At 38.9% G+C, this 26,724-nt stretch carries 18 protein-coding genes; 9 read left to right on the top strand and 9 right to left on the bottom strand.

Annotation, left to right across the window (positions count from 1 at the left end; translation table 11 throughout):
- Positions 1–60: 60 nt before the first annotated feature.
- From ACFSR6_RS10005 to ACFSR6_RS09990, 4 genes are all read left to right on the top strand, one after another.
- Positions 61–1,296, top strand: a complete 1,236-nt coding sequence (locus ACFSR6_RS10005; RefSeq protein ID WP_379078271.1) for a carboxypeptidase-like regulatory domain-containing protein — start codon at positions 61–63, stop codon at positions 1,294–1,296.
- 318 nt (positions 1,297–1,614) lie between these two features.
- Complete coding sequence (locus ACFSR6_RS10000) at positions 1,615–4,824, top strand: TonB-dependent receptor (RefSeq protein WP_379078269.1); 3,210 nt, start codon at positions 1,615–1,617, stop codon at positions 4,822–4,824.
- A gap of 104 nt (positions 4,825–4,928) precedes the next feature.
- On the top strand, positions 4,929–6,680 hold the full coding sequence (locus ACFSR6_RS09995) for an ABC transporter ATP-binding protein (RefSeq protein ID WP_379078268.1): 1,752 nt from the start codon (positions 4,929–4,931) through the stop codon (positions 6,678–6,680).
- Between the two features lie 19 nt (positions 6,681–6,699).
- Entirely contained in the window at positions 6,700–6,915 is a 216-nt protein-coding gene (locus tag ACFSR6_RS09990) for a PLDc N-terminal domain-containing protein (RefSeq protein WP_379078266.1), read from the top strand.
- Positions 6,916–6,995: 80 nt separating this feature from the next.
- On the opposite strand, the gene ACFSR6_RS09985 is transcribed toward ACFSR6_RS09990, so the two are convergent.
- The 8 genes from ACFSR6_RS09985 to ACFSR6_RS09950 form a co-directional block, all read right to left on the bottom strand.
- Positions 6,996–8,282 (bottom strand): MFS transporter, encoded by a 1,287-nt coding sequence (locus ACFSR6_RS09985; RefSeq protein WP_379078264.1) that lies wholly within the window; start codon positions 8,280–8,282, stop codon positions 6,996–6,998.
- Positions 8,283–8,453: 171 nt separating this feature from the next.
- Positions 8,454–10,328: a RagB/SusD family nutrient uptake outer membrane protein gene (locus ACFSR6_RS09980; RefSeq protein WP_379078262.1), complete on the bottom strand. Its 1,875-nt coding sequence runs from the start codon at positions 10,326–10,328 to the stop codon at positions 8,454–8,456.
- A 34-nt stretch (positions 10,329–10,362) separates the two neighbouring features.
- Positions 10,363–13,635: a SusC/RagA family TonB-linked outer membrane protein gene (locus ACFSR6_RS09975; protein WP_379078260.1), complete on the bottom strand. Its 3,273-nt coding sequence runs from the start codon at positions 13,633–13,635 to the stop codon at positions 10,363–10,365.
- A 444-nt stretch (positions 13,636–14,079) separates the two neighbouring features.
- Positions 14,080–16,185, bottom strand: coding sequence for an ATP-dependent DNA helicase RecG (gene recG, locus ACFSR6_RS09970; RefSeq protein WP_379078258.1), 2,106 nt, complete (start codon positions 16,183–16,185; stop codon positions 14,080–14,082).
- 6 nt (positions 16,186–16,191) lie between these two features.
- Complete coding sequence (locus ACFSR6_RS09965; protein ID WP_379078257.1) at positions 16,192–17,094, bottom strand: EamA family transporter; 903 nt, start codon at positions 17,092–17,094, stop codon at positions 16,192–16,194.
- A gap of 2 nt (positions 17,095–17,096) precedes the next feature.
- Positions 17,097–17,477: a RidA family protein gene (locus ACFSR6_RS09960; protein ID WP_379078255.1), complete on the bottom strand. Its 381-nt coding sequence runs from the start codon at positions 17,475–17,477 to the stop codon at positions 17,097–17,099.
- Between the two features lie 10 nt (positions 17,478–17,487).
- Positions 17,488–17,625 carry a DUF6728 family protein gene (locus ACFSR6_RS09955; RefSeq protein WP_379078254.1) on the bottom strand — a complete coding sequence of 46 codons (138 nt, stop codon included), beginning with the start codon at positions 17,623–17,625 and terminating at the stop codon, positions 17,488–17,490.
- Between the two features lie 97 nt (positions 17,626–17,722).
- Complete coding sequence (locus tag ACFSR6_RS09950) at positions 17,723–19,069, bottom strand: OmpA family protein (protein WP_379078252.1); 1,347 nt, start codon at positions 19,067–19,069, stop codon at positions 17,723–17,725.
- A gap of 173 nt (positions 19,070–19,242) precedes the next feature.
- On the opposite strand from ACFSR6_RS09950, the gene ACFSR6_RS09945 reads away from it, so the two are divergent.
- Complete coding sequence (locus tag ACFSR6_RS09945; protein ID WP_379078250.1) at positions 19,243–20,532, top strand: aminopeptidase P family protein; 1,290 nt, start codon at positions 19,243–19,245, stop codon at positions 20,530–20,532.
- Positions 20,533–20,560: 28 nt separating this feature from the next.
- Here the strand turns inward: ACFSR6_RS09945 and meaB are convergent, their stop codons facing one another.
- Positions 20,561–21,460, bottom strand: a complete 900-nt coding sequence (gene meaB / locus ACFSR6_RS09940; RefSeq protein WP_379078248.1) for a methylmalonyl Co-A mutase-associated GTPase MeaB — start codon at positions 21,458–21,460, stop codon at positions 20,561–20,563.
- A gap of 58 nt (positions 21,461–21,518) precedes the next feature.
- Between meaB and ACFSR6_RS09935 the strand changes: the two genes are divergently transcribed.
- The 4 genes from ACFSR6_RS09935 (at position 21,519) to ACFSR6_RS09920 (ending at position 26,707) form a co-directional block, all read left to right on the top strand.
- A complete protein-coding gene (locus ACFSR6_RS09935; RefSeq protein ID WP_379078246.1) occupies positions 21,519–22,394 on the top strand; it encodes a glycosyltransferase family 2 protein in 876 nt (291 codons plus the stop codon).
- Positions 22,395–22,440: 46 nt separating this feature from the next.
- A complete protein-coding gene (locus ACFSR6_RS09930) occupies positions 22,441–23,508 on the top strand; it encodes a glycosyltransferase family 4 protein (RefSeq protein WP_379078245.1) in 1,068 nt (355 codons plus the stop codon).
- Between the two features lie 207 nt (positions 23,509–23,715).
- Positions 23,716–25,533, top strand: a complete 1,818-nt coding sequence (locus tag ACFSR6_RS09925; RefSeq protein WP_379078243.1) for an ABC transporter ATP-binding protein — start codon at positions 23,716–23,718, stop codon at positions 25,531–25,533.
- A gap of 7 nt (positions 25,534–25,540) precedes the next feature.
- Positions 25,541–26,707, top strand: coding sequence for a glycosyltransferase (locus ACFSR6_RS09920; RefSeq protein WP_379078241.1), 1,167 nt, complete (start codon positions 25,541–25,543; stop codon positions 26,705–26,707).
- The last annotated feature ends 17 nt before the right edge of the window (positions 26,708–26,724 follow it).

Genomic DNA, 26,724 nt, shown 5'->3' with positions numbered 1-26,724 from the left:
TTTACTTCAGTAATTTTCTCCAATCTAAAAATAACCATTGCTCTATTAACGCCTTTAGAAATGAAACCTCAATCTATCTTAAAATTCCTCACTCTTATTTTATTCTTTTTTACAGTTCCGGCTTCCCTTTTTGCCCAGGTGATGCTTCAGGGCAAGGTTCTGGATGCGGAGAGCAGAAAACCTATAACCAATGCTAGCGTATATTTTAACAATACCCAAATTGGTTCGGTTACCAATGATAAAGGACAATTTAAGCTATATGCCCCCAGGTTATACAACGATCTGGTGATATCGGCAGTAGGCTATGAGCGGGCGATTGTTAACGTAGCCGAGAGCAATTCATCTTACACTGTGCTTTTAAAAGAAAAAGCCAATAACCTTATGGAAGTAAGGATAAGTAGTGGAAAGAACAATTGGCAAAAATGGGGTGATTTATTTTTCCGTTTATTGCTGGGCAAAAACAATCATATTACCAGCAGCTTCAAAATCTTAAATCCGGAAGACATTAAATTCTATTACGATGAACAGGACCATTATTTAGAAGCCCATTCGGATAAAGCCATTTTAATTAAAAACTCCTTATTAGACTATACTATCCACCTCGATATTGAAGATTTTACCTACAACATTGTTGACGACGAATTGAATTACAATTCAGCCGCGTATTTCGAAGGCATTAATAAAATTGATAAGAGACGGCAGTTAATTTTAAGCAACAACTACCTGGGCTCAAAAATGCACTTTTACCGAAGCCTGTATTCCAAAACGCTTGAAAGTGAAAACTTCAGATTATACCGTTATCATTCAGTTAAAAATTTAAAAAAAGAAAGTGTATCCCGCACAGTACAATTGTACCGGATCAAAAAAATGGCAGCAGGAGCAAAAGGGGATGAATTACTAAAATTATCAGATAACCGCGACTCAGCAGCATACTATAAAAAAATATTGTTGCAGGATGATGTTTTAAAATGGGACACCACCCAAGTTGATTACCGCCAATATCTTGCTTACGACAGCCTAAATCATAAAATGACTTTTAAATTTAGCGACACTTTAATGGTAGTATACCGGCGCAGTTTCGATGCCAACCTGGGCTTGTTCAGATCCCACGTTGGCAATGCTCAACAAGCCACCAGGGTTGTAGAATTAAAAACCCTTTTATACTTAACCAATAAAGATGGGGTGCAATTGGATCCATCAGGTTTTTGCCTGCCCAATGCAATTCTGATGACCGGTAACATGGGCGACAGAAGATTAGCCGAACACCTGCCCTATGATTATGTTAATAGTCCTTAAAGTTTTGATATAATTTCAATTCCTGGTATCGCTTTTCCATTGCTACAGATTAAACTTTGTAATAATGGCAATATCCCGCCTAACATTAGCTTAACATCAAGCGTTTAAATAATTTGCAGCATGCACTTTATTTTAACAATAAACCTAAAATCTAACTATTTCTAAACCATTTCATAATACGGAATCCAATTTTGCTTAACACTGCAGTAACATCTTTGTGGTCATAAAATCAGAAAACTATTCATGACGAAACTAGCTTGAGCAATCACAAAAAATAACCTGTTCAGGCAAGCTTCATGACAGCAAAAAAATCAAAAGATGATGAAAAATTTACTTATTGCAGTGTTGCTACTGCTGTGTTGTACTTATAATGCAGCTATTGCGCAAACTACGCAGGCATCCATTTCGGGTATTATTACCGATCAGCAAAAGAAACCCATCCCTGGCGTTTCAGTACAGATCCGGAACAATTCGACCGGTTTTACCACTAAAACCTCTACCAATGCTCAGGGAGAGTATACTTTTAAGGAGCTTCCGTTAGGCGGACCTTATGCTATAAAAGCCGTTTATGTGGGTTTTGGTGAGCAAACCAGAAGTGGTTATTACTTAAATCAGGGCGACGCGGTAAAAGTTTCCATCAATATGCAGGAAGCTTCTCAGGATTTAGAAGCCGTACAAGTAGTAGGCACCACCTTAAAAAACAAAATCGAAAATATCGGCGCAGCTACAGCCATTTCCGCAAAAGCGATTACACAGTTGCCTGTTAATGGGCGTAATTTTACCTCATTAATGGATTTATCTCCATTGAGCAGGGGCGGTAATATCTCTGGACAATTAGGATCTTCTACCAATTATACCATTGATGGTATGAATGCAAAAAACCCAACATCGGCTGGAAGTACAACCAGCCGCAGCGGTGCACCATATTCTATTTCAATCGAGGCTGTACGTGAGTTTAAGGTCGTAACCAATCAATACGACGTTACTTATGGACGTAGCGGTGGCGGTACGGTAAGTGCGGTAACCAAACAAGGAACCAACACTTTAAGCGGAAGTGCATTTACCTATGGCCGTGCCGATTGGTTATCAAGCGGGTATGATATCAGGGGAAATAAACGTCAGGCAGATTTCTCTACCTATCAATATGGTTTCTCTTTGGGCGGACCAATTATTAAGGATAAATTACACTTTTTTGTAGCCTGGGATCATCAACGCGATGCACGTCCCTTGTTAATTGCTGATGTTCAATCTCCGGCTGATGAGCTTCGTTACAACATTAACCGCTCTACTTTGGATTATTTTGTTGGGGTTGCCCGTTCTAAATATGGTGTCGCAAATTCTCCTCAATATGGTTCATTCCCTAAAAAGAGAGGTTCTGATGCAGCTTTTGCGCGTTTAGACTGGCAAATTGATGAGAAAAACTTGTTAACCATTCGCGACAATTATACCAACGATCGCAATAAATTAGGTTTGGAAGATAACACAGCCATCAACTTATACGAATCAACCGGTAATGATAAAAACGTAGATAATAGTTTATTGGCTACTTTACGTACATCAATCAATTCGAAATTAACTAACGAATTAAAAGTTCAGCATTTATACACTTACCAAAAAAGTTCTCCTGGCGATCAATTACCTTCAGCGAATATTCCACGTGTAATTGTAGAGGGTGTAACTTCTGTAATAAACGGTACAAACAGGGCAACCAATATCGAAATGGGCGGGCACCGTTTCGCACAGGAAGGTTTTACCAATAATGTATTGCAATTTGTAGATAACCTTTATTATAATACCGACAAGATTAAATATACTTTCGGTGTTGATTTTATGTACACCCATGCCAAATCTTTATATGGTAGCGAGGTAAATGGTCGTTTCCATGTTCAGGCCGGCACAAAAGATGTAATTACCAGCGCTCCTGGGGTAACGCCTGTAGTAACAACCAAAGTACCTAACTTTGATAATTATGAGAATGGAACAGCTTACCGTTATTTTAGGGAAGTACCTTTAGTGGCTGATCCAAGTGTCCGTTCGAACATTATTAATGCGGGTATTTATGCCCAAATGCAGACTAAGCTGGCTAAAGGTTTAGATTTAACTGCTGGTATTCGTTTAGATTATGCGCACTATCCTTCATCACCATTAAATCAGCTGGTATTTGATGAATTGGGTGTACGTACCGATAATAAGCTAAAATCGTTCGTTATCCAGCCCCGTGCACAGTTTACCTGGGATATTAACGAGCAAAAAACAGACTTTGTACGTTTAGGAGCAGGTATCTTCGCTTCTGATATCAATAACTATGTTACCATTAACAACTTAACTTTTGATGGTAAACATTACGGAACCGTTGATACACGTGTCGGCATACCAACAGCCTATTTAACAGGTTATAGAAACGATCCTTCAAGCACGCCAACATTAAGCCAATACCAAATCCCGACGATCAACACTTATGGTAAGGATGCTAAAGTACCGGTTGTTTATAAATCAAATTTATCTTATAGCCACTTCTTCACTCCAAAATTAAGGGTAGGTATTGCTGGTTATGCAACTTTAGGTAGAAATAACTACGTATATGTAGACCGCAACATGGTTGCTAATCCATATTTCAGGTTATCGAATGAAGACAACCGTGGTGTATATGTTCCGTTAGCGAGTATCCCACTTACCAATGGTGCAGCCGATTGGCAAAAGGGACGCATTAGCGATAAAATTGGTAGAGTGTTAGAAATGAACAGTGATGGTAAGGTGAACCAGTTTGCGGTTGTTCTTGATGCTACCTGGCAGTATTTCAGGGATGGCGAGGTTACTGTAAGTTACACCTATAATGATACAAAAGATAACACTTCATTTAACGGAAACGTTGCCAATACATCAACTTTATCGTTACCTGTAAAAGATGATCCACGTAATTTAAGCAATATGACCTATTCTGATAACCAGTTCAGAAACAAAGTCGTTTTTTACGCAACATCACCTAGTTTGGCAGGTTTTAACATTGGTGTGCGTTACTCTGGCATTGGTGGAACGCGTTATAGCTTACTATCAGGTGCCAATACCAATGGTGATTTTGTAGGCACTAACGATCTGGCATTCATTTTCGACAGGAACAATCCAAATGTTGCTACCAATGTGCGTAATGGCTTACAAGCTATTCTGGATAATCCTTTGGCCAGCCAGAGTTTAAAAGATTACATCAATAAATACTCAGGCCAGATTGCACAGCGTAATGGTGGTATTAATGGATTTTACGGTATTGTTGATGTGAGGGTGACCAAAAAATTCAAACTCTACAAAACCCATACTTTCGAATTATCTGTTGATGCATTTAACGTAGGCAACATCTTCAAAAAAACGTGGGGTGTTAACGAATCGTTAGGTTCGCAGGCCTTATATGCGTTGCAAAACCCTGCATTTGATGCCACCAACCAAAAATTTAATTACAATGTTAACAATGCCGGTATTGTAACACCTTCAGGTAATCCTTACCAGTTTCAGATAGGTTTACGCTACGGTTTTTAGCCTTTAGCTTAGCTAACTTTCTTAGCTTAAAGTCATAAAAAAGGGGAATGGATTTTTATCCGTTCCCTTTTTTTATGTTTGCATTAACAAACGACAAAACTTTAATGGGATTATTACTTAACTACCTGAAACAACACAAGTGGATTGTGGTTTTAGCGCTATTGCTTGCAGGTATAAATATCGGCTTTTCACTTTTAGATCCATATATCACCGGGCGGATTTTAGACCGTTTTATCAATAAAAAAGATTCGTTGACCTATAGCCAATATCTTTGGGGATCGCTGGGTCTAATAGGCCTGGCTATCGGTGCTGCGATGGTTTCTCGTATTGCCAAGAATTTTCAGGATTATTTCACCAGTGTAATCGTTCAGAAGGTTGGGGCAAAAATGTATGCCGATGGATTACAGCATTCGCTAAAATTGCCTTACCAGGTTTTTGAAGATCAGCGTAGTGGCGAAACTCTGGGCATTTTACAAAAGGTACGTTTAGATTCAGAAAAGTTTATTACTGCTTTTATCAGCATTCTTTTTGTAAGCTTGATCGGTATGATCTTCGTGATCGTATATTCTGTCTCGGTAAGTTATAAAGTTACTTTGGTTTATTTTTCTGCCATTCCGATCATCAGTTTCGTAAGCTGGTTTTTGAGCCGCAAAATCAAAACCATACAACGTTCCATTGTTGGCGAAACTACAGCCCTGGCAGGTTCAACTACCGAATCATTAAGAAATATAGAGCTGGTTAAAAGTTTGGGGCTTGCCGATCAGGAAATCGAAAGATTGAACAAAACCACTTATAAAATCCTGGGGTTGGAGCTTAAAAAGGTAAAATATGTACGCAGTATGAGTTTCGTTCAGGGTACTACGGTAAACCTGGTTCGCAGTACCATGGTATTGGTGTTATTGCTGCTAATTTTCGATAATACGATTTCTGCGGGCCAATATTTCTCCTTCCTTTTTTATTCATTCTTCCTTTTCGGGCCACTACAGGAATTGGGTAATGTAATTTTAACCTGGCGTGAAGCTGAAGTTTCGTTAGGTAATTTTAAAAAGATCTTAAGCACACCTGTTGATAAAAAACCGGAAAACCCAACTTCTATTGCAAAAATTAAAGACCTTACTTTTAGCTCGGTTGGTTTTAAACACCTTACTGCCAACAGGAATGCATTAGAAGACATTTCGTTTAAAACCCAAAACGGGCAGACCATTGCTTTTGTTGGTCCATCAGGCTCAGGTAAAACTACTTTGGTGAAATTACTGGTAGGCTTATACCAGCCTAAAGAGGGCGAAATTTTATATAATGGTATTCCCAGCAATGATATAGACCTGGATGCCTTGCGTGAAAAAATCGGCTTCGTAACCCAGGATACACAACTGTTTTCGGGTACCATACGCGAAAACCTCTTATTTGTTAACCCTGCTGCTACTGACGACGATTGTTACAGGGTTTTAAATCAGGCGGCCTGCCAGACCTTATTGGCACGGGCAGATAAAGGATTAGACTCAATCATCGGAGAAGGCGGCGTGAAGGTTTCGGGCGGTGAAAAACAACGCTTATCGATTGCAAGGGCACTTTTACGTCAGCCTGATATCCTGGTATTTGATGAGGCTACTTCTTCGCTCGATTCGATCACTGAAGAAGAAATTACCAAAACGATCCGTTCGGTTTCAGATTTGACTGATCACATTACAATTTTGATTGCGCACCGCCTCTCGACCATCAAACATGCCGATAAAATTTATGTATTAGAGAAAGGTCATATCATTGAACAGGGCCAACATGAGGAACTGATTGCGCAAAATGGCCTGTACCAGGCGATGTGGCGCCAACAAATTGGCGAAAGAGTTGTTGAAGTTTAAGTAATCAAAATTTATTTAAATGTTATTAGCAGAAATTAGCAGCAACCAGATAGCTCTTTTTGTGATAATTCCCGCCATTTTATGGTTGGTTTTAATCTTGATAGCCCTTTACCATATTTCCAGAAACGGCTCAATGGGCTTCAGTGTAAAAGTATTGTGGTTCATCATTATCTTGCTTGCTCCCTTTTTGGGCTCGATTATTTACCTGATGTGGGGCAAAAACAAGAAGTTTTAATTTCGGTAATTAAAACATGAATTTCAGAGTTGTCAACTTTATAGCAAACTGGCCATTAAAGTTGACAACTCTTTTCGTAACTAAACAGCCTTCGTGGTCTGCTTGTTAATGTCTTCTAAACTTAATTTGGTAAGCGGTTTTGTTTTTAACCAAGTAAAGAAAGCGATCCCGATAGTCATACTGCCACCAAAAACAACAGCTGGCACCAGGGTTAACAGTCTGGCCGAAAGTCCGGATTCGAATTCGCCGATTTCGTTAGATGAACCGATAAACATACTGTTTACTGCCGAAACCCTGCCACGCATATTATCGGGTGTGAGCAATTGCATAATGGTTTGACGGATAATTACGCTAACACTATCGAATGATCCTTCGAGAAATAAGAAGAACAAGGTTAAATAGAAGTTTTTAGATAAACCATAACAGATTATACTTAGGCCAAAACCGGTTACGGCAATCAGCAAATTCCTCCATGGCTTTCCCATCGGCGAAAAGCGGGTCATGGCCAACATGGTAATTACTGCTCCTAAAGAAGCTGCTCCACGCATCATGCCCAGACCGTAAGAGCCAAGGTGAAAAACATCTTTCGCAAACATCGGCAACAGCGCCACTGCTCCACCAAAAAACACAGAGAACAGATCTAAGCTCATGGCCCAAACCATCATTTTTGTTTTGAATACAAACTGGATACCCTCTTTTAAACTGTGAAATATATTTTCTTTTGGCAAATAAACTGACGGATGCTCTTTGAGCGTAAAAATACAGATCAAAGAAATTGAAATCAGCACCACAATAAAAGCATAAGCAATGGTAATACCCCATAACCAGTTAACAAAACCACCCGCAATAGGGCCAATAATTGTTGCCAATTGCCAGCTGCTGCTGTTCCATGTACTCGAATTTGGATACAGTTCTTTAGGTACGATTTTCGCCATCAAAGAGAAGGTTGCAGGCCCGAAAAAGCCCCTGGCAATCCCGATGCAGAAAACCAGGCCATACATAATGAGTACAATAAGATCTTCTTTAAGATGCAGGTATTTACTGGTAATGATGAGCATTAAAACAGATGCCAACCAAACTCCCGAAAAAATTTTGATCAGCAAACTGCGCTTTTCACTTTTGTCGGCAATGTAACCACCATATAATGCAATCCCTATAGCAGGAACAGCTTCGCAAAGACCTACCAAGCCTAGCTTTAATGGGTCGTGTGTTAAATCGTAGATATGATAACCAATAACAACAGCCTGCATTTGGTATGCAAGCGTAAAAAAGAACCGCATACCCAGGAAAGATCTGAATTCTTTATAACGCAAAACTGCAAACGGATCTGGTTTTACAATAACCGGGTTGGGATCTGAATCTGCCACAGAAAAAAATTTACCTGCAAAACTAAGCTTTGAAAATTAAATATCGCAAAAGATAAATGCTTAATAGAACTTCTTTTTTTAAAAGTAAAAGACTACCTATCGTTTCAGGTTTTATGGCATAAAAAAACCCGATGAATCATACGATCCATCGGGTTATCCAGTAGGGTCAGTTTAGTAACCCGGATTTTGTTCTAATAAATTATTCTTATTTACTTCATCGCGGCTAAACGGCCTGAAATAAAGTTTATCGTTCCAACTTCTGTTCTCTTGTGCGTTTTCCTCTACCGGGCTATAAGTATAATCGTAAACGGTAGGATCGTAATGGTAAGGGGCCGACATGGTTTTACCAGCTTTAAATTTACCGGTAACTTTGATATAAGTAACTTTTCTACCCAGTGTTTCATTTGCGATTAACCACCTGCGGGTATCATGATAACGTTGTTCTTCGTAAGCCATTTCTATACGGCGCTCGTGGCGGTACATCTGTCTAAGTCCATCCTGGTCTGTTGCGGTAACTGCTGGCATACCTGCCCTGAAGCGGATTTTGTTTAACCACTCCGTTGCCTTACTTAATTCGCCAAGTTCTATACTGGCTTCAATGAAGTTAAATACTGCCTCGGTATACCTGAAGAAAGGCCACGGCACATTCTGTGACATGGAAGCATCTACAATGGTTGGATCCGGATCGATAAATTTATGATAATAATAACCTGTCCAACTGCCATTCCAGTTTTCAATTGAGCTTCCACGGGTATCCAAGCCTTTAAAATCAATTCTGCTACCATTATCAATTAAATCATAAATACCAGTCTGGATCTGGTTTGCCGGATCAACGTTGCCTGAAGCTTTATCGCGCGGTTTCCAACCTGCGCCATCATATAAAACGGTAGCATAAAAACGAGGGTCTCTATTCTGATAAGGATTCGCTTTTTGTACCGCATTTGCCCAGCTAAATTTACTGCCATCTTTCATCTCATAATCATCTACCAATAAGCCTATAGGCGTATTGCCGGCCCAGTTATGGTAACCATTAGGGCCATTCTGCTGTGCGTGTTTAATGTTATTTTGGATAATAAAATAACGGGCAAAAATAAGTTCTGATGCCGCGGTAGCATCTATACCCGGCGCCTTACTTGCTCCCCCCATGGCAATGCTCTTATAATTTAACTGACCATCGGCAACAGAAACCGGGGCTGTAAGGTTTAATTTATAGCCCGTACCCAGTTTCATTACAGCATCTGCAGCAGCTTGTGCTAAACGGTAACGGTCTGACTGGTTCCCACTGGCATAACTTAAAAAGTCTAATTTTTGAGCTGCAATACCAGTAATTTTAGCCGTAAGCTTTGCCCTGTCGTGCAGGTCGCTTGCAGCGTAAATCAGTACTCTTGATTTTAGGGCCAGTGCGGCAGTTGCAGTAGTACGCCCTTTATCTAGTGTTTTACCGGTTAACAACCTGCTGGCCTCATCGCAATCTTTAACTATAAAATTTACACACTCTTCGTAAGTATTTCTTTTTACGTTATAGTTATCATCCAGCACATAAACTTTTGTGATAAGTGGTACAGCGCCGTAATAACGCAATAACTGCTGATAGTAGTAAGCCCTTAAAAAATAGGCTTCGCCCAATAACTGATCTTTTAACGATTGGCTACTCAGGCCATTATCGCCACTGGTTATTTTTTCGATGGTAATATTACATGCCCTGATGCGGTTGTACATTTGCTTATATGCCCAGGTATCGTCTACCCAACCTAAGGTAGAAGGGTTAATGGTGGCATTGTTAACCAGGTCGATACCTCGGGTTGGGTGTGTAAACAGGGCTTCATCTGAAACAGATGCCAGCATTTGTTCAGAGAAACCACCATTACCTAATCCGTTATAGATATCATTAACGAAGGCCTGTGCAGTTGCCGGATCTTTCCATACTGATTCTGCGGGCACCTGACTAGGCGATTCTACATTTAAAAAATCTTTTTTACAGGACGCTGCAAAAAAGGCAGTGAAAATTAATATATAGAACTTTATATTTTTATTTATTGCTTTCATATTCTTGATTGTAACGGTTAAACTTTATTACATTTTAAAAAGCGGCTTTAATGCCAAAGTTGATTACCCTGGCCTGCGGATAATACTGGCCGCTCGAATTGGTTGATTCGGGATCCCATATCTTGATTTTATCCAGCGTAAACAGGTTTAATCCGTTTGCATAAACCCTTACACTGTTCAACCCCACTTTTTCTACCAGGGTATTTGGTAATGTATAGCCTAACTCTACGTTTTTAAGTCTGATGTAATTATTGCTCCGCAACCAATAGGTATTATTTAGTGCATTGTTGCCATCGGTGTAATAAGTGGCTCCGCGGTTTGATAAGCGTGGATTTACTGAACTTGGGTTATCAATGCTCCAACGGTTCTCGTACGACCACTCCAGGAAATTACCAATATCGCCTGATTCTGTTATACCTACAATCTGCATCCCGCCTGTTGCGCCTTGAATCAGAACAGATAAATCAAAACCTTTATATTGCAGGTTTAAGTTAACCCCGCCAGTAAAGGTTGGTGTGCCGTTTTTATCTAAACGCACCTTATCGTCTGCATTGATCTTACCATCGCCGTTAATATCCTTAAACTTCATATCGCCAAGGCGTAGGTTGTTGGTTAATGCACTGTAATTTAATGTATTGGCATTAATGTCTGCCTGATCTTTAAAAACACCATCATATTGATATACCAACCACGAATTGGTTACACGTCCGGTTGAGCGCTGCCATTCAGGCGCACCAGGGGTTTCATCCCAAAAAATGATTTTATTTTTCGCATAACCGCCATTTACGCTTACACCATAATTTAATTCGCCAACCTGATCGTTATAGCTTAATTTAAACTCGAAACCTTTATTGTTTACTTTCCCTAAGTTAACAGGCGGTAAGCGGTCTGTTATACCTGAGCTTTCAGGAACAGAACTTCCTCTGCTGATCAGGATATTGGTACGTTTATTATAGAAATAATCAAATTCAAGTGATAGTTTGTTGTTTAGGAACGATGCATCCAAACCTACGTTGGTATTATTGGCCACTTCCCATCCAAAGTTGAAATTAGGTACTTTTCCTTCTGTTAACGTTTTAGTAACAAGGTCATTAAAGGTATATGTTCCAAAATTCATTAAACTGAGGTATTGATATTCTTGTAGTGCATCTCCAAAATAGGCTTCAGCCCCCATCTGGCCATACGATGCCCTCAGTTTTAAATTGTTTACGAATTTAACGTTTTCTTTGAAGAACGATTCTTCAGATAAGCGCCAGCCTACTGATACACCCGGGAAGAAACCGAAACGCCTGTTGGTTGGGAAAATATAGGAACCATCTACCCGCCACAAAAATTCGGCAAGGTATTTTTCTTTATAGTTATATCCTGCCCTTCCAAAATAACTTAAACGTGCCCGTCTGAATAAGTTGTTCGGGTCGCCCGGATTATTACCTAATGATTGTTCGCGTTCATCACCAGCCAGTAATTCCTGAACAGATTGTGAAATAAAGTACCTTCTGAAGGCTGTAAAACCATCATTATCAACCGTCTCACGGGTTACACCAGCCATTAAGCCAATATTATGATTACCGATTTTTTTATCATAATTGATCATTCCGGTTAAGTTGATGGCCAATTGTCCGCCAGCGGTTTCCCTCAGCCTTGGATCAGTATATTGCGACCTTACCGTACCCGTTAAAACAGGAGTTACACCATCAGCCTGGAAAGTTTTTTTATCCCAATCGTAAAGTGTCCATGGTAGCTGCCAGTTTTTCTGTCTGCCGGAATATTTATCTATCGCAGCAGTTCCTGTTACTTTTAATCCTTCAACGCCAGGAATTTTGATTTCTACCTTACCCGTGGTTTGAAAGTAATCTCTCACATCTTTATTATACCCGGTTAAATCTGTTGTAGATACCACTGGGTTATAACCATATTCAATATCTCTTCCCGGCTTGCCATCTGGCCATATTGCGATTTCATTCGGGCGGCCCCTCATCAAAAACCTGAATATGTCGCCTGCACTTACCGTAGGGAAATTACGGTCTTCTTCCCTTGCCGATACCCCTAAAGTGGTGGTAATATATTTACTCAGCTTTGCTTCGAGGTTAAACCGCATATCGTACTGTTTGTACCCCGTGGCAGAATTTTTATAATATCCATCCTGGTCAAGATAGCCCAGGGAAACGAGGTATTTTACATTTTCGCCACCTCCATTGATCTGAACATTATGCCTTTGCTGTGGAGACCAGTTTTGAAAAGTGGTTTTAAACCAATCGGTATTGGGGTACCTGAGCGGATCCGATCCATCACCAAATTTCCTGATTTCATCAGCTTTATAAGCTGCATTAATTGTTTTCCCCGCGGTAGAAGTATAGGAACCGGTTGTTTTAAAACTGTTCCAGGCGGCCGACCATTCATTTGGGTTAAGATCGGAGCCAAAAATATTCAGCTCGTTTAAAATTTCTGCATATTCCACTGAATTAGCCATTTTAGGTATCCGTGTAGGTTGTTGTAAACCATAACTAAAATCGTAAGAAAACTGCGGCTTGCCTGATTTGCCTAATTTGGTGGTAATTAAGATTACACCATTTGCTGCCTGCGAGCCATAAATGGCGGCAGAAGCATCCTTTAAAACCGATACACTTTCAATATCGTTTGGATTCAGCCTTTCAATACCACCCGCACGGTTCGGGATCCCATCAATTACGATTAACGCATTGTTGTTCCCCAGTGAATTTATACCACGAATCCTGATGGTAGAACCATCATACCCCGGTTCTCCGCTGCTCTGCAATGCCGTTACGCCCGGTAAACGTCCTGCTAAAGAGTTGGTTAAGTTTACGGATGAAGATTTGGCCAGTTCCGTACCTTTAACTGAAGCTACCGCACCAGATACAACAGCTTTCTTCTGTGTACCATAACCTACTACCACAACTTCTGAAAGGTTTTGATTCGTTTCCGTTAATACAACGTTAATACTCGTTTGATTTTTTACCTGTATCTCTTGTTCTACATAACCCACATAGCTAAACACCAGCGTTGCATCTTCAGGTACTTTGATGCTAAAATTTCCGGAGCCGTCAGTTACCGTAGTTGCTGTGCCCCCTTTCAACTTCACACTTACACCTGGAATCGGACCTTTGGCATCTGTAACTTTCCCCTTCACAATAATATCCTGTAAAGGCAGTTTGTAAAAATCAAAAGGTTCCTTTTCATGAAATGATGCTTTGGCAGACACGCCGGCAAGTGGAGAAAAAACAAGACAACCACCACAAACAAGAAACATGCTACTTCTGGCAAAAGTCCTCAATAGATTTTTTTTCATAGTTTTTCAAATTATTTTGGTTAGATATTGATTGTAATACAATTTAATATTCATGAGTTATCATGAATGGTCAGTATTCGCATTTAATATTGATCTATTGAGTCAATCATTAGCATAGTCTCCGTAGAGAAAAAAAATTAGCTATTGTTAAATTGTTCAATAAACCATGGTTAACCATTATGAATCCCCTTATCTGATACATAGACTAATTATGGTTAATAAAACTACCGAACAGGTACGTGCTGATTTAAGCTTGTCAGCTAAACAGGTTCATAATTTGGTTATACGCAAGATAGGGATATTAGAAATGTAAAAAAGGGGGTATAATAATAATTATAGGGGACTGAATCGTAAAAAATCCATTACAAAACAACACAAAGTAAGACAAATAATACAGTGTTAAATGTTATTGTAAATAAGCAGAAAATTAAAGTAGTTAATGCGTTAACTTATTTTATCAAAAGAAATCCCTCTTTGTAATTTCTGCAGGTATGCTTTTAAAGCTGCGTGCTCGGGTTTTTCCAGTTGAGGATCTTCTGAAAAAAGTTCGATGACCGTATTACGTGCTTCAGACAAGATAATCTGATCTTTGGCCAAATCGGCAAGTTTTAAATCTAAAACGCCGCTTTGCTGTGTTCCGGTAATATCACCTGGGCCACGAAGTTGCAAATCAATTTCAGAAATTTCGAAACCATTGTTTGTCTTCACCATGGTTTCTAAACGTACTTTACCTTCTCTGCTCAGCTTATTACCGCTCATTAAAATACAAAAAGATTGTTCGGCACCCCGTCCAACCCTGCCCCGTAGCTGGTGGAGTTGCGAAAGCCCAAACCGCTCGGCATTTTCGATTACCATTACCGAGGCATTGGGCACATTAACTCCAACCTCAATTACTGTTGTGGCCACCATAATCTGGCTCTTACCTGCTATAAACTGCTCCATCTCGAACTGTTTATCTACATTAGCCATTTGACCATGAACAATACTGATCTGGTAATCGGGCCGTGGAAAATGATAACTTAACTGCTCTATTCCTGCTTCAAGATGTAAAAGATCAAGTTTTTCACTTTCTTTAATCAAGGGATAAACAATATACACTTGGCGCCCTTTGGCAATCTCCTGTTTCATAAAACCGAACATCCGAAGTCTCTGCCCTTCAAAAAGATGTCTTGTTTCAATAGGCTTTCTTCCTGCAGGCAGTTCATCAATAATTGAGACATCCAGGTCGCCATAGAGGGTCATCGCCAGGGTTCTCGGAATCGGAGTTGCCGTCATAACCAAAATATGCGGTGGAATAATATTTTTGCGCCAGAGCTTGGCACGCTGTTCCACACCAAAACGGTGTTGTTCATCAATGACCACCAAACCCAGGTTTTTAAACTGAACTTTATCTTCGATCAGCGCATGGGTACCAATTAATATATCAATTTCGCCATTTTCAAGCTGTTCATGTAAAATGGTCCGTTCTTTCTTTTTAGTATTACCCGTTAAGATGGCAACTCTGACCAGGTCATCCGTTACGAGACCGATTATTGATGCGTAGTGTTGGCGCGCCAAAATCTCGGTCGGAGCCATCATACACGCCTGGTAGCCGTTATCATTTGCCAAAAGCATGCTCATTAGTGCCACAGCGGTTTTCCCGCTACCAACATCACCCTGAACAAGCCTGTTCATCTGTACATCCCTTTGGGTATCTAGCCTGATTTCCTTTACTACCCGCTTTTGGGCATTGGTGAGTTCGAAGGGTAAAAATTCATTGTAGAAACGGTTCACTTTTTCCCCAACCTTATCAAATATTACGCCTTTAAATTTCAATTGCCGAAGCTGTTTATTGTGCAAAAGCTGAAGCTGAATAAAAAACAGTTCTTCAAATTTTAAACGTCGTTCGGCAGCATTTAAATCTTTTTGGTTCTTAGGAAAATGTATATTAAGCACCGCTACTCTTTTATCGGGCAGCTGGTATTTTTCAATAATATAAGCAGGTAGATTTTCTTGTACCTGCTGTATTACCTGGTCAAGTAATCCGGCAATTAAACGCTGCAGGCCTTTGGAATCGAGGTTAAACTTTTTTAATTTTTCTGTAGAGTTATAAACGGGCTGTAATGTTAAATTCCCCCTTCCAACCTGCCGGTTCTGGTATAGTTCCATTTCAGGGTGTGAAATGCTGAAAGTCCCGTTAAAAAAAGTTGGTTTACCAAAAGCCACATAAGCGGCACCTACTGTAATATGCTCTTCAACCCATCGTAAACTTTGGAACCATACCAGCTCCATAATTCCGGTTTCATCTTTGAAAACAGCAACTATGCGTTTTGCCCTTTTATCGCCAATTACCTTTTTGGAAATGACCCGGCCAATAATCTGGATATACTGCGAATCGATATTGATCTGGTTGATCTTGAAATATTTTGTACGGTCGATGTAGCGAAAAGGGTAATGTGATAACAGGTCCTGATAGGTAAAAATGCCAAGGTCTTTTTTTAGCACATCCGCACGGCCTGGCCCAACGCCTTTTAAAAACTCAACAGGTGTATCTAAAACCGAATTAAACAAAATATTCTACTGTTTCTTGTAAACAACACTTTTTAGCAATTGTGCATTAAAAATAACGATCGATAGCAGCAAAAGCAAATAAGCAAAAAGTTGGTGCAGATCTATTTTCTCTTTAAAGTAGAAAAATGCAACGGTAAAAGCAACAATTGGATTAAGATAGATTAAAATACCCAGGGCAGAAGAGGGCATTCCTATTAAGGCATAGGAATTTAAGAAAAGTGGAATAATGGTAAATACAATGGCAATCAAAAATATATGCACCCAAAAAGAAGTTTGGGCAGGAAAAGAAGCGGCATTGAGAAAATATAAGGGCAGCATCATTAATCCTGATAAAATTAGCTGAATACCTAAAAAGTTAAATTTATCTACACCTTTAATTATTTTTAACACAATAACATATATGGCATAAAAAGAGGCAACAATAATGGCCCATATTACTTCGTGCAAAGATCCCGTTGCCAGTAGTATGATACTCATAAACGCAACAACCAGTGCAATAACCTTTGCTTTGGTTAATTGCTCTTTTAAAATGATAAATCCGCAGAGTGCAGTTAATAGTGGGCATACCATATAAGCAAAGGCGGCAGCCTTTAAACTCACACTATTTACGGCATAAATGTAGGTGAACCAATTTCCTGTAATTAGAAATGACGACACTACTGTAAGTAGCACGAGCCTAGTTTTCCTGCGTGTACTTAAAGATTTTAAGAAGGCCAGATCATTTTTTAATGCTTCTTTTCTGAATAAAAAAATGATTCCCCAAACTACAATTATGGAAACAAGTATCCTATAGTATAAAATTTCGTGTGGCGGAAAACCTTTTATGTTACGCAAAGGTACAGACATTGTTCCCCAGATGAGGTATGGAACAATGCCCGCTATAAAATATTTGCTCTTATTTTCTGCCAAAACTAGCCTGTAACGGCAATTACAGAGATTTCTACATTAACATTTTTTGGTAATACAGAAACCTGAACCGTTTCACGAGCTGGAAAATCAGCAGTAAAGTACTGTCCGTAAACTTCGTTTACCTGAGCAAAAGTACCCATATCGCTTAAGAAGATAGTAGATTTTACTACGTTATCGAAAGTTAAACCTGCTTCAAGTAAAACTGCTTTAAGATTACGCATTACCTGGTGCGTTTCTTCTTCGATATTGCCAATATTCAATTCTCCGTTTTCAGGATTAATGGCTACCTGACCTGATACGAATAAAAAGTTTCCGGCCTGTACAGCTTGGCTATATGGCCCAATTGGAGCTGGGGCATTATTGGTATTGATAATTTGTTTCATACTGTTGAGATTATTTGGCAAGCCATTGGATAAGCTTATAGATGATACCCGCCAGAAAAATTGAAATGGCCAATGCATTGATAAAATGCATAATTTTAATATTGATATTACTTGGCCTGTTTGGATCCTTTTTTCTAAAGAAGTACATGATACAAACTTAGCGAAAAAGCTTAACAGGCGAAACTAAAAGGCATAAAAAAAGTCCCGATTTGCATCGGGACTTTCTTAATTTTTATATTGAAATACTAGTTTCTAGCAGTTTCAACACGACGGTTTTGGATACGACCTTCTTCAGTATCGTTAGAAGCAATTGGGTTAGCTTCGCCATAACCTTTAGTAGCAACTTGACTAGCGTTAACGCCAGAGTTTACTAAGTAAGTTTTAACAGAGTTAGCTCTGTCTTTAGATAATTTCAAGTTATATGCAGCAGTACCTTCGCTTGAAGCGTAACCGTTTACAGTTACTTTACCACCGTTTTCACGTAACACTGAAGATAATTTATCTAAAGTAGGGTAAGACTCAGTTTTTAAAACTGAAGAGTTGAAATCGAAACCGATTTTTTCGAAACCAGTTACATTAGAAGTTGGGGTTTCAACTGGAGCTGGTTTTGGAAGAGGACAACCTGAACCATCAACAGCAGTACCAGCAGGAGTACCTGGGCATTTGTCGAATTGATCAGCAACACCGTCACCATCAGAATCTTTTTTCAAATCTTCAACAGATTTCTCAACAGCAGAAACACGGTTTTTCAATGCTTCAACTTCTTGACGTAAAGTTGGATCTTTTAACTCATCGTACATAGTAGCTAATGGGTTAGTCCACTCTAAAGTTGGTTTAGCAGAAGAACCTAAAGAGAATTCTAAACCAGCATAACCGTAAGAGAATTTATCTTTAGTTTGACCTTTTGCATAAACTCCGTCTAAGTTATCAGCATCAACAAAGTTCATAGTATAACCTAAGTTGAAGTTAACACGCTCAGAAACTTTGAATTTAACACCAGCTCCAACTGGAATGTAGAAACCTTTTACGTAATCTTTAGCATCGTGTCTGTCATCAGCAGGACCAACAGCTTTACCTTTCCAGTCAATTACTGAACCATTAGCTAAAGTAATTTTTGGAGCATAAGCCATATAACCAGCACCAGCTGTTACGAAGAAACCTACTGAGTTTTCACGACGTAAGAAATCGATAGAACCAACGTTAACAACTCCACGTAAATCAACAGCATATTGTAATTGAGTTTCGAAATCTTTTACAGCTGGGTTAGAAATACCTTCGTTATTACCAGAAAGTTTACCGCGGGTTCCGTTTAATTCTAAACCGAATGAATGACCTAACTGTTTACGGATGTTTAAACCATAACCTAAGTTAGCATCCCATTTGTTAAAGTCGTTAGAACCGCCGATAGCTACAACTGGCATTAAAACACCACCATGTACACCAATAGACCAAGTTCTGTACTGTCCTCTACCGCCAAATACCTTAACAGCAGAAGAGGTTGCAGGAGCATCCTGAGCGACAGCAAGAGAAGCAACTCCTGTTAATGCCACTAAAGAAAGCGCAACACTTTTCTTTAAAGTAGAATAATTCATAATCTTTTTTTTCTTTTTTAAGGGTTAAACAATTTAATTGATTAATTTTTTAGTAATCGCAAAATTAAACAAATTTTTAAATTTTCAAACTTTTATACAAACTCCGTTCCAAACTTCACGGTAAATAATCATTTTATTACTTTTGGCCATTTCCACATAAAAATACCATTTTCATGAAATATCCCACTATTGATCAGTCATTATTTACTTTAAATAGAAAAAACTTTACTAAAAACCTAAAAAACAAGTCGTTATCTATATTCAACTCAAGTGATGAATTTCCTAGAAGTGGCGATCAGAACTTTATTTTTAAGCAAAATCCAGATTTATTTTATTTATCGGGAATTGACCAGGAACAAACCATATTGTTATTATTTCCGGATTGTCCTAATCCCTTGTACAGAGAAGTCCTGTTTTTAAGACAGACTAACGATTTCATTAAAATTTGGGAAGGATACAAGTATACCAAAGAACAGGCTAAAGCAGCATCAGGTATCCAAGCCATATACTGGCTAGAAGATTTTGACAACATATTACATAGCATTGTGAACTATGCTGAGCATATTTATTTAAATACAAATGAAAATGACAGGTATGCCCACGAAGTTCCTTATCGCGATATCCGTTTTATTGAGAAAATGAGGGCAAAATATCCTTTACATCATTATGAACGTTCGGCACCAATTATGCGAAATTTACGTGCAGTTAAGTCTGATATTGAGATTGAACTCACTAAAAAAGCATGTGCAATAACCCGCGATGCCTTTATCAGGGTATTAAAATTCACTAAACCGGGCGTTAAAGAATATGAAATTGAAGCAGAAATTATACACGAATTTATCCGCCAGGGGGCAACAGGCCATGCTTATACACCTATTATTGCTTCTGGCCACAATGCGAACATTCTGCACTACAATGATAATAACCAGGAATGTAAGGATGGTGATGTAATACTTTTCGATTTTGGAGCCGAATATGCCAATTACAATGCCGACATGAGCAGAGCGATTCCCGTTAATGGCAGGTTTACGCAAAGACAAAAGGATGTATACAATGCAGTATTACACGTAATGAAAGAGTCGATCAAATTAATTGGCGAAGGAACCATGTGGAATACCTACCACGAACAGGTTGGCGAAATTATGACTGAGCAGCTGGTTAATTTAGGGCTTATTTCTTTATCAGATGTAAAGAACCAAACAGCAGCCTGGCCAGCTTATAAAAAATACTTTATGCATGGCAATTCGCACCATCTGGGTATTGACGTGCATGATTTTGCAGGAAGATACACACCATTTGCAGCGGGTAATATCCTTACAGTTGAACCGGGTATTTATATACCAGAAGAAAATCTGGGTATCCGTTTAGAAAATAACATCCTTATTACTCCAAACGGAAATGTAGATTTAATGGCCGATATCCCATTAGCTGCTGAAGAAATTGAAGACATTATGAACAGTTAAATCAGTTTTTAGTTAAAAAACCGAACTATTAGCTTTCATTTATAAATTCTTCTGCAAAACGGTAAATATTAAAATTATCAAGCTTCACGGCTGCCTGAATTCGTTCAAGCAGCCTTTTTTTATCAATGTGCTGCATTTTTTGATGCTGAATAATTTTCCAGGCTTTCTCAGCAAACAAAAAAACCCTTCGGTTGTAATCGGGAATAAATGGCTTGTTTATCCAGGCACACAATTCATCAATACCTGTATTTTTATCTGCCACGGTTTTTAATATCGGTATAGCTTTCGTCCCCTGATGAACAATTTTCTTCAGGTTATTGGCAAAAACATCAGCACCTTCCCTATCAGCTTTATTAATCACAAAACAATCGGCAATTTCCATCAAACCAGATTTTATATTTTGAACCTCATCTCCTGATTCCGGCACCAATACAACAACAGTTTTGTCTGCCAGTCCTGCAATTTCCACTTCTGATTGCCCAACACCAACCGTTTCAACTATAATCAGGTCAAAATTGGAGGCTTTTAAAACATCGACCATTTCGATGGTTTTTGCAGAAATTCCACCCAATGCACCTCTGGTAGCCAACGATCGGATGTATACATTTGGATTGTTAAACTGACTGGACATACGGATACGATCGCCCAGTAAGGAACCAAAATTAAACGGTGAAGTGGGGTCGATCGCTAAAATAGCAATACGCTTTCCAAGCGCAGCAAAATAATTCGTTATAGCATTTACAAGCGTGCTTTTACCCGCTCCCGGAGGACCAGTAATGCCAAGAACAGTTGTACTGGCTTTACCATCTAAACCCTTTAAAATCGAATCGGCCGGACTGATATTGTTTTCGACAAATGTTAACGCCCTTGCTAAAGCCCTATAATTCCCTGCTTTTACTTCGCTTAAAATGGATAGATGCGTATTCATCAATAAAACTATCTTTGTACAAATAAACAAAAATTATCAGCTACCAAGCACGCCCATAATGAAAGTAACCGGTTTTTCCTTTTTAAGAAACGCAATTATAAACGATTATCCGGCCAAAGAAGCCATACTTTCGGTATTACCTGTGTGTGATGATTTTATAGTTGCATTGGGCAATTCATCAGATGAAACATCTGAGATGGTTAAAAGTATCGACCCGAAGATCAGGACAATTGATACGGTTTGGGATGATAGCATTCGAGAAGGTGGACGCGTTTTTGCCGACGAAACCAATAAGGCTTTAGCAGCAATAAGCGAAGATACCGATTGGATGATCTATATTCAGGGTGATGAAGCCATACATGAAGATTATCTTCCGCTGATTAAAAAAGAAATGGAGCAGGAACTTAACAACAGCAATGTCGAAGCCCTCCTTTTAAAGTATAAGCATTTTTATGCTTCTTATGATTATCTGGCAGAATCCAGGCGCTGGTACAGAAGAGAAGTCCGGATTATTAAAAACCTGCCTGGAGTTCGCTCTTACCGTGACGCCCAGGGCTTCAGAATTAACGACAGGAAGTTAAAGGTTAAATTAATTGATGCCTACGTTTATCATTATGGTTGGGTAAAACCACCAAAAGGCCTGCAGGGCAAAGTGCGTAATTTTAACCAATTTTATCAGACACCAGAATGGATAGAGGAGAATTATCCTATCCAGGATACCTACGATATGCACAATGCCGACCGTTTAGTTCATTTTAAAGGTAGCCACCCAAAGGTAATGCAGACCAGGATTGCCGCAGCAAACTGGAAATTTGATAAAGATTTAACGAAAGCCCCCCCCAAAATGAATTTCCGCAGAAGGTTGCTCCAGAAAATTGAAGACTTAACCGGATTGCGCTTATTCGAATACCGCAACTATAAAATTGTAAAATAGGCTTCAACTTAAATCTGCCTATATTTGCACTAATAAATATTATTTAATGAAAAAGCCTAAAGTCTTAGTCACATTTGATTCGATGAAAGATGCCAACTGTGGCTATTTTTCGTTTGGAAAAGGATTGGGCGATGCATTGATCCAGGAAAACAGAGGGAAATTTAATTTAAAATTTTATCTCTTTAAACATACCCAATATCTTTTTAACGGCCTGGTTGATATTATCTATCTCTCCAGATTAGACCGTTTGTTCTTTAGAGGGAAAAATGATTTTGATGTGGTCCATCTATCCGATCAAACCTGCAGGTTAAGGCCAAAAAGAGTAAATGCAAAAAAAATAATGACTATTCATGACATGAATAAGGTGCATTTAAAGTTTAGCAAGCCACACAGGATCAAAGTATATTTAAAAAAACTGGGTAAACTGATTTCACAGTGCGACAAAATCGTATGCATTTCGCAGTTTGTTGCAAATGATGTAGTTCAGTATTTCCCTGAGGCCAAAGAGAAAGTTAGCGTAATTTACAATGGTGCCGATAAGTTGATTTCGGATGAAAAACATCAGCCAAGCTTTGCCCCACCAAAACCTTTCTTATTTACCATAGGGTTATTGTCGGTACAGAAAGGATTTCACCTGCTGCCGGCCCTATTAAAAGATAACGACTTTCATCTTGTTATTTCGGGCAGGGAAACCCCACATAAACAAAGGATTTTGGAAGAAGCAGAAAAATACGATTGTTTAGACAGGGTACACATCACAGGACCAATATCTGATGATGATAAGGCCTGGTACTATAAAAATTGTGATGCTTTTTTGTTCCCTTCCGTTGCTGAAGGTTTTGGGCTACCTGTAATTGAAGCAATGCATTTCGGAAAGCCGGTTTTTCTGTCAAAGTTTACTTCACTCCCCGAGGTCGGTGGTGATGTAGCTTATTATTTTGACAATTTTGAACCTAAACACATGCAGGAGGTGTTTACCAGAGGGATGATTGATTTCATACAAAACAATCGTTTTGAAGAAGCAAGAGCCCAGGCCGAAAAGTTTTCGTGGGGAATAGCCGCCAAACAGTACATGAGTTTATATCAGGAATGCCTGGAAAACAGCAATTATTAAATAAATGCTGACATCCAGCCTATTTAGGGTTCATTCTTTCTAAAACAATATGCCTACCAATTCCAGGAACCAAGAATTGTAATTTTAATTCTGCCAGGAACCTGCACCTTATTGATATGTATGAAAAACCGTACATTTGCCTGAACTTTATTATATTTTTTACGGCAGGGTACTCCCCTGAATCCCGTTATATACATCAATACATTAATGAAAACTTATTTTCGTTTATTATCATTTGCCAAGCCGATTGAAAAGTTTGCAATACCATATGTGATTACCACATTGTTCGCAATTTTTTTTAATACCTTTCTTTTTACATTATTGGGTCCTTTAATGCAGGCCTTGTTTTTAGGAAAATGCGACCCGGCTAAAATTGCAGAAGAGAAAAGCGGTTGGGATTTATTGGGCCGCTTTAACAATTACATAGATGGCATTATTGCAGAGGATAAAATCCTGGCATTAAAAGTAATCTGCATAGTCATCATTGGAACGGTATTTCTTGCCAACTTTTTCCGTTATTTTTCTCAGCGTTTTATGGAAGATTTGCGGGTACACACGCTATTAAACATCCGTAAAACCGTTTTTAATAATGTGATGAATTTACATGTTGGCTACTTTAATAATGAACGCAAGGGCGATATTATATCAAAAGTGGCGTCTGATGTCCAGGTGGTCCAATTTACGGTTACCAACACCTTGCAGGTAGTTTTCAAGGAGCCCTTACAGCTGCTTTTTTTTATTGGTGTGCTGATTTCTATATCTGTCAAATTAACCTTATTTTCTCTGCTAGTGATTCCGGTTTCGGGTTTTATCATTAGTAAAATCGTGAAAAGATTAAAACAACAAGCCACGCAATCACACGAATCTTTTGCCAAGATGATCGGATTTTTGGATGAATCGCTTAGTGGCATAAAGATTATCAAAGCCTTTAACTCTACCGAACGTACAAAGGAAAAGTTTGATACTGAAAACAGGTTTTATTCATTTTTAAATAGAAAAATGGCCAGAAGGCAACAATTGGCTTCGCCGGTTTCTCAAACTTTGGGTGTTTTGGTGGTTGTATTTATTCTTTTATATGGTGGTACCCTGATATTGAGTGGAGAAGGTGATTTGAAAGCAGCAGAATTTGTGGTGTACCTTGCTACTTTTTCACAGGTATTACAGCCAGTAAAAGCCCTTGCCGATTCTTTTAGTGGCATCCACTCGGGTATTGCTGCCGGTGAGCGTGTATTAGACCTGATTGATACCGAACCTGCGCTTAAAAATAAGGCTGGAGCAGAAACATTAGGCGATTTCAGTACCGCCTTAACCTTACAGGATGTTTCATTCAATTATGGCGATAAAGAAGTATTAAAAAACATTAATATCGACATAGAAAAAGGTAAAACAGTGGCCTTGGTAGGACCTTCCGGAGGTGGCAAAAGCACGTTGATGGATTTACTACCACGTTTTCACGATCCAAAATCAGGGGTTATCAAAATCGATGGTCACGATTACAAAGACCTTACAGTAGAAAGTATCCGTTCGCAAATGGGGATTGTTAACCAGGAATCTTTCCTATTTAACGATACCATTTTTAACAATATCGCCTTTGCCAAACCCGATGCAACCGAAGAAGAAGTTATTGCGGCGGCGAAAATTGCAAATGCGCACGATTTTATCCTCAATACAGAAAATGGTTACCAAACCAATGTGGGCGACAGGGGCAATAAATTATCTGGCGGGCAAAAACAACGGGTTTGTATTGCCAGGGCAGTTTTGGCCAACCCACCAATTATGCTTTTAGATGAAGCTACATCAGCCTTAGATACTGAATCTGAAAAACTGGTACAGGATGCTTTAAATAATTTAATGAAAAACCGTACTTCAATTGTCATAGCGCACCGTTTAAGTACCATCCAACATGCAGATAAGATTGTAGTGATTGATAAAGGCGAAGTTGTAGAAAGCGGAAGCCACAACGAATTGATGAATAAAAATGGTTTATACAGGCGTTTAATCGACATGCAGGCCTTTAACGACTAAATATCGGATGAAAAAAGTATTGTTCTTTATGCCCGATAACCCGTTAAAAAAAAATGCGGGGAATAGGACCAGGGCCTTAAGTATGTTAGATTACTTCAAATCGAGAAACTTCGAGATTGATTTCGTAAGCGAATACTACACTGGTCGCTGGAGCAAGGAAGAAATCAAAGCATTTGAACAATCGGGCCTGGCTAATAATTCTTATGTAATTAAAAAAAAGCCCTCAAAAAAAAATATCCTATTTTACCTATTATTTTATAAGCTGCCCAATTTTTTCTACCAGAACAAAGCCTGGTTTTTCCCGCTTAATTTCCCCGAACTGGTTACTTTAAGGTTTAAGCGGGCTTTCAAAAAAATTCTGAAAAGTAAGGATTACGATTATATCTTCATTAATTACGCAAGTTGGGCTACACTGGTTGAAAATAACCCGCTTGCAAAGAAACCGGTCAAAATAATCGATACTCACGATTTTATAACCGCCCAGCTTCAAAGAAAAGTGGATATCGGAAGTTCTTTTAAAGAAGAGATCCGCAGGATTTCATTATTTGATATTGCTTTGGCCATTTCTGTAGAAGAGCAGTATATTTTTAGCCAGTTCTGCAAAAACAAGGTTGTTTTAGCACCAATGATGCTCGAAAAACCAGAAAACCATCATTCCTCGGAAGAAAAACCGTTTGATCTCATATATGTGGCCTCCGATAATATACACAACCAAAAATCGGCCGCTTGGTTTTTTAATACGGTATACCCACTGTTACCTGGCAATATACACATATGCGTTATCGGGCAGATCAATGAGCACCTATCGGTAAAGGCCCCCAATATTATTACCGTAAACTTTGCCGAAGATTTATCAACTTATTATCAAAAGGCAAAAGTAGCCTTATGCCCGATGTTAACCGGCACCGGAACCAAAATAAAAGTTGTAGAAGCACTATCTTATGGACTGCCCGTGGTATGTAATACGAGGGGGATTGATGGCTTGATCGACAAAACTAACAATGGTTGTTTGGTTAGCGACGATCCTGTTCAGTTTAAGAACAATATCATCAGGTTACTAACTGACGATGCAATATATAAACAAGAGGCAAAAAATGCAGCTGCAGCTTTTAACCTCAACTATGAAAAAGAACAGTGCTTTAAAAAGCTCGACAGCGTTTTTGGTATAGTTTAACCACTCAAAATAAAATT

The organism is Pedobacter vanadiisoli (assembly GCF_042684385.1).
GTDB classification, from domain to species: Bacteria; Bacteroidota; Bacteroidia; order Sphingobacteriales; family Sphingobacteriaceae; genus Pedobacter; species Pedobacter vanadiisoli.
Note: the sequence above shows the minus strand (reverse complement) of the source record. Positions and strands in the feature narration are given on the sequence as shown.

Bases quoted from the DNA above. Each gene is read 5' to 3' on its own strand.
- ACFSR6_RS09935 (WP_379078246.1), top strand. From the start codon at position 21,519: ATGAAAGTAACCGGTTTTTCCTTTTTAAGAAACGCAATTATAAACGAT.
- ACFSR6_RS09980 (WP_379078262.1), bottom strand. From the start codon at position 10,328: ATGAAAGCAATAAATAAAAATATAAAGTTCTATATATTAATTTTCACT.
- ACFSR6_RS09930 (WP_379078245.1), top strand. From the start codon at position 22,441: ATGAAAAAGCCTAAAGTCTTAGTCACATTTGATTCGATGAAAGATGCC.
- ACFSR6_RS09975 (WP_379078260.1), bottom strand. From the start codon at position 13,635: ATGAAAAAAAATCTATTGAGGACTTTTGCCAGAAGTAGCATGTTTCTT.
- ACFSR6_RS09945 (WP_379078250.1), top strand. From the start codon at position 19,243: ATGAAATATCCCACTATTGATCAGTCATTATTTACTTTAAATAGAAAA.
- ACFSR6_RS09960 (WP_379078255.1), bottom strand. From the start codon at position 17,477: ATGAAACAAATTATCAATACCAATAATGCCCCAGCTCCAATTGGGCCA.
- ACFSR6_RS09950 (WP_379078252.1), bottom strand. From the start codon at position 19,069: ATGAATTATTCTACTTTAAAGAAAAGTGTTGCGCTTTCTTTAGTGGCA.
- ACFSR6_RS10000 (WP_379078269.1), top strand. From the start codon at position 1,615: ATGATGAAAAATTTACTTATTGCAGTGTTGCTACTGCTGTGTTGTACT.
- meaB (WP_379078248.1), bottom strand. From the start codon at position 21,460: ATGAATACGCATCTATCCATTTTAAGCGAAGTAAAAGCAGGGAATTAT.
- ACFSR6_RS09925 (WP_379078243.1), top strand. From the start codon at position 23,716: ATGAAAACTTATTTTCGTTTATTATCATTTGCCAAGCCGATTGAAAAG.
- ACFSR6_RS09955 (WP_379078254.1), bottom strand. From the start codon at position 17,625: ATGTACTTCTTTAGAAAAAAGGATCCAAACAGGCCAAGTAATATCAAT.
- ACFSR6_RS09995 (WP_379078268.1), top strand. From the start codon at position 4,929: ATGGGATTATTACTTAACTACCTGAAACAACACAAGTGGATTGTGGTT.
- ACFSR6_RS09990 (WP_379078266.1), top strand. From the start codon at position 6,700: ATGTTATTAGCAGAAATTAGCAGCAACCAGATAGCTCTTTTTGTGATA.
- ACFSR6_RS10005 (WP_379078271.1), top strand. From the start codon at position 61: ATGAAACCTCAATCTATCTTAAAATTCCTCACTCTTATTTTATTCTTT.
- ACFSR6_RS09920 (WP_379078241.1), top strand. From the start codon at position 25,541: ATGAAAAAAGTATTGTTCTTTATGCCCGATAACCCGTTAAAAAAAAAT.